Annotated in this window: 6 protein-coding genes; 1 reads left to right on the forward strand and 5 read right to left on the reverse strand. The window is 35.3% G+C overall.

All coding sequences use genetic code 11. The features are described from left to right. Positions 1-550: 550 nt before the first annotated feature. A complete protein-coding gene (locus G577_RS0110195) occupies positions 551-784 on the reverse strand; it encodes a hypothetical protein (RefSeq protein WP_028791077.1) in 234 nt (77 codons plus the stop codon). Positions 785-905: 121 nt separating this feature from the next. Here G577_RS0110195 and G577_RS12115 point away from each other — a divergent pair, with 121 nt between their 5' ends. Continuing rightward, positions 906-992, forward strand: coding sequence for a type I toxin-antitoxin system Fst family toxin (locus G577_RS12115; protein ID WP_155988512.1), 87 nt, complete (start codon positions 906-908; stop codon positions 990-992). 573 nt (positions 993-1565) lie between these two features. On the opposite strand, the gene G577_RS0110205 is transcribed toward G577_RS12115, so the two are convergent. The 4 genes from G577_RS0110205 to G577_RS0110220 all read right to left on the reverse strand — a co-directional run bounded on the left by G577_RS0110205 (position 1566) and on the right by G577_RS0110220 (position 2945). Continuing rightward, positions 1566-1919, reverse strand: coding sequence for a nucleotidyltransferase family protein (locus G577_RS0110205; RefSeq protein ID WP_028791078.1), 354 nt, complete (start codon positions 1917-1919; stop codon positions 1566-1568). 331 nt (positions 1920-2250) lie between these two features. After that, positions 2251-2502: a hypothetical protein gene (locus tag G577_RS12520; RefSeq protein ID WP_231557805.1), complete on the reverse strand. Its 252-nt coding sequence runs from the start codon at positions 2500-2502 to the stop codon at positions 2251-2253. Positions 2503-2507: 5 nt separating this feature from the next. Beyond that, positions 2508-2684, reverse strand: a complete 177-nt coding sequence (locus G577_RS12525; protein WP_169357993.1) for a hypothetical protein — start codon at positions 2682-2684, stop codon at positions 2508-2510. 6 nt (positions 2685-2690) lie between these two features. Then, positions 2691-2945: a hypothetical protein gene (locus tag G577_RS0110220; RefSeq protein ID WP_038026971.1), complete on the reverse strand. Its 255-nt coding sequence runs from the start codon at positions 2943-2945 to the stop codon at positions 2691-2693. Positions 2946-3077 lie beyond the last annotated feature (132 nt).

Genomic DNA, 3077 nt, shown 5'->3' on the forward strand with positions numbered 1-3077 from the left:
TGTACACCCAGAAGGTGAAGCAACTAAACTTTTAGAAAAATGAGCATACCAATGATTGAATCATTCTTGGAAAAATTTATAAATCATTCAGGATGAGTAAATCCAATACTTAACCACCCGAAAAATAACACTAACCAAATTGTACTATGTCTTGCTAGAAATGCGATTAAACTTAAAATAGCGACAATAAAATATAAAAACTAATCATATTTTGAAAAGAATTTACCCATAACTATTCCACATTAAAGTTATATTTTCTATAATATATTCTCTTTTCTTAATGTTGGTCTATCAGTTTTTAGTCTTAGTATACGTGCAGCTGCTGTGTCAGGAACTTCGAACGCTTCAAGCAACTCGAGACGACCTAGCTTGTCTGCTGATACCAAAAAATTCAGCAAGTTCTTTTACTGTCAACATTTGTTTTGGTTATCTGTCCGTTGTCACAAGGGTGCCACCTCGTTTGTTTTTCTTTTAGTATACATGAATTCGCTTTGCCAAGCGAAACCGATTGAATGCAGCAATCAAAGTAGAGGAACATGCAGTAAGAAAACTACATGTTTTCTTCTAGTAATTTTAGTGTATAGTCGTCCGCTATGATCTCACCTTGCATGATCAGCAGTAAATGGTCGAAAGGGATTTTTGTGGATTTACTGAGTCGGTTCAGTTCTTCCTCACTCTTGATCCTTTCATAAATTTTTTTGGTTCGCTCGATTCGATCCCATTCTGTATTGGTCAAGTAGCGGGAAAGTTCATAGGTTAGCCGAGAATCCTCTGCACCGTGCACAAGATCAACTCCTCTTTTTATGGATTATTATAAAGGCAATAGAAAATAAAGAAACAACTGATCACTTGAATTGTTCATGTTATACTCGTTAATGGCAACTGCCCCGTGAGGGGGTGTAAATATGCTAGAAATTTTAATATCGCTGATTATCGCTCCACTATTCGTGGGTCTAGTACTCTTACTAGTTGATCGCTGGCTAGACGATTAGCCGATAGTCGAAGCAGTTGCCTTCTGGCCCCAACGCTGGAGTCGCAACAGCGCAAAAAAAGCCCTCCTATTCGCAGTAGGAGGGCTTTTTGGTGTAAACATGCTTGTTCTTTAATATCGCTTCGCACATTTATTATAGCAAGAAATTTTGAAAAAATCAAAATGCAGCAATCAGTACCGATCGTTTTTTCACATTGAAACTATTTGCGATTTTCTGTCTAAAAAAGTTGGTTACATTCTCAACTTTTATCGGTCAAAAATGTAACCAACTTTAAAATTGCTCAATCCCTTGCAGCACTAAGGTTTTTCTGACCTCGTTACATGTAGGAAGTCGTTTCCTAACCCCCCTATTAGTAAATGGGGGTTCACGGTCACTTCAGCTCGCACAGCAAGCTGAAGTGGCCCAGAAAGGCTACAAGGATTTTTTGCTAGCGCAAAAATCCTACAGCGTCTGCACATCAAACCCTGTACGCCATTTCTCTTTTTTATCATTACGAAAGTAAACTATTTTGCAAAGTTGTTTCTCTATAGCTAATCAAAAGTTTTGTAAAAATTGATCAATGGTATTTGCGATTCAACCCTTTACTTTAAATGAGTCGCTCGTTTTAAAATCATAAATCATTACACAATCAGCTTCTATATTTTCTTTGAGAAGTGGGTTTCTTTTTTGGTTTGTTTCTGCGTTGATTGCACGTAGTGTAATAAGGTCGATCTCTTTTTTTAATGCGCTACTTAATTTACTTTTTAACCGAATCACATCAAATATATTGTGGAGCAAAGACCCTTCACCGTCGATTAAAATATCTAAATCACTGGTTTCTGTTGCTTCGTTTCGAGCGTATGATCCAAACAAAAAAGCTTTTTTTATTTCCCATTCTAAAAATATTGGTGTACATAATTTTTGAATGCCACTAATTGTATAAATCAAATAACCGAACTCCTTGTCTTCAATTTGAATATTAAAATAAAAATGAAAAGCGACAATTATACTCACCGTTTTGGAAAAAATATTGATAAAAAAGGGAAGGAACAGGTAAATCGATTGCTTCTTTTAGATCAAAAAAGGGAAAGAGCATAAGGTAAACGCACCACTCTCATGTTGAAAGTGGGAAAATAGGCTGTGCCTATTGCGTTTCAAGAACTTTAGAGAAGTCACCACAACCCTTTTATTAATGGCACTCAGATACCACTACCGATGGCACCTAGGTTGTACTTTTTGTAAAAAGTGCCCTCTAGGTGCCACCATCAACCCTCAATTATTATCGTAAATATTGGGATACAATATCATTAAAGTCACGTTCTTTTTTGATATCTTCTTGAAAAGATTTGATCTTATTCTTTTCTTCTTTTTTCAATTCGTCCTTCCAATTTTTAAAGCGATAGTTCTTATTTCGAACAACTTTCTTACTCATTGTGACTGCTTCTTGATAAACATCAGAAGAAAAAAGGTCTTGTATTTTGGTATGATCTTGCTCCAATTTTGCATTGGTCATAATCTCTAATAAAGACAAAGAATCTAATACTTTTTTTCGAAATTTATTTCTTTTCTCACCCGATTAAGTAATTCAAGCAGCGCATATCGAATTATCGGACTGTCTTTAATATCCTGGTCAACAGGCAGATAGGTCTTTAATTCTTTCAAAGCATCTTCATTTTCCATGTCTAAAAATACCGGAATTCGTTGCTTTGACATGCTATCTCACACACCTTTTTTGAGTTCGTCAATTTTCGATTCAATCAACTGAATCGTCTTTTCGATATCAGAAATTTTGGTTTGATTATCTGAAATGTTCCCTTTAAATGATTCAATCGTATTCTCCAAAGTGGTGATTGAATCTTCCGTTTTTGCTAACTGCTCTCCGACTTGATATTCTTTTTCTTCAGTGAAAGAAGCGATTTTTTCTCGTGCATTTTTGATTTCTTCGACAAGAGATTTGTTCTCTTCCTCAATCATTCTCGGATATAATGAATTTTTAGAATTTGATAATTTCCCTGAATGATTTATAAATTTTTCCAAGGATTATTCAAGCCTTGGCATGCTCTTTTTTCTAAAGGTTTCATTGCTTCACCTTCTGGGTGTACAAAA

The sequence above is a fragment of the Tetragenococcus muriaticus DSM 15685 genome, assembly GCF_000423785.1.
Lineage (GTDB): Bacteria > Bacillota > Bacilli > Lactobacillales > Enterococcaceae > Tetragenococcus > Tetragenococcus muriaticus.

Coding starts and splice junctions, on each gene's coding strand:
- G577_RS0110220 (WP_038026971.1), bottom strand. CDS start 2,945: ATGATTGAGGAAGAGAACAAATCTCTTGTCGAAGAAATCAAAAATGCA.
- G577_RS12525 (WP_169357993.1), bottom strand. CDS start 2,684: ATGTCAAAGCAACGAATTCCGGTATTTTTAGACATGGAAAATGAAGAT.
- G577_RS12115 (WP_155988512.1), top strand. CDS start 906: ATGCTAGAAATTTTAATATCGCTGATTATCGCTCCACTATTCGTGGGT.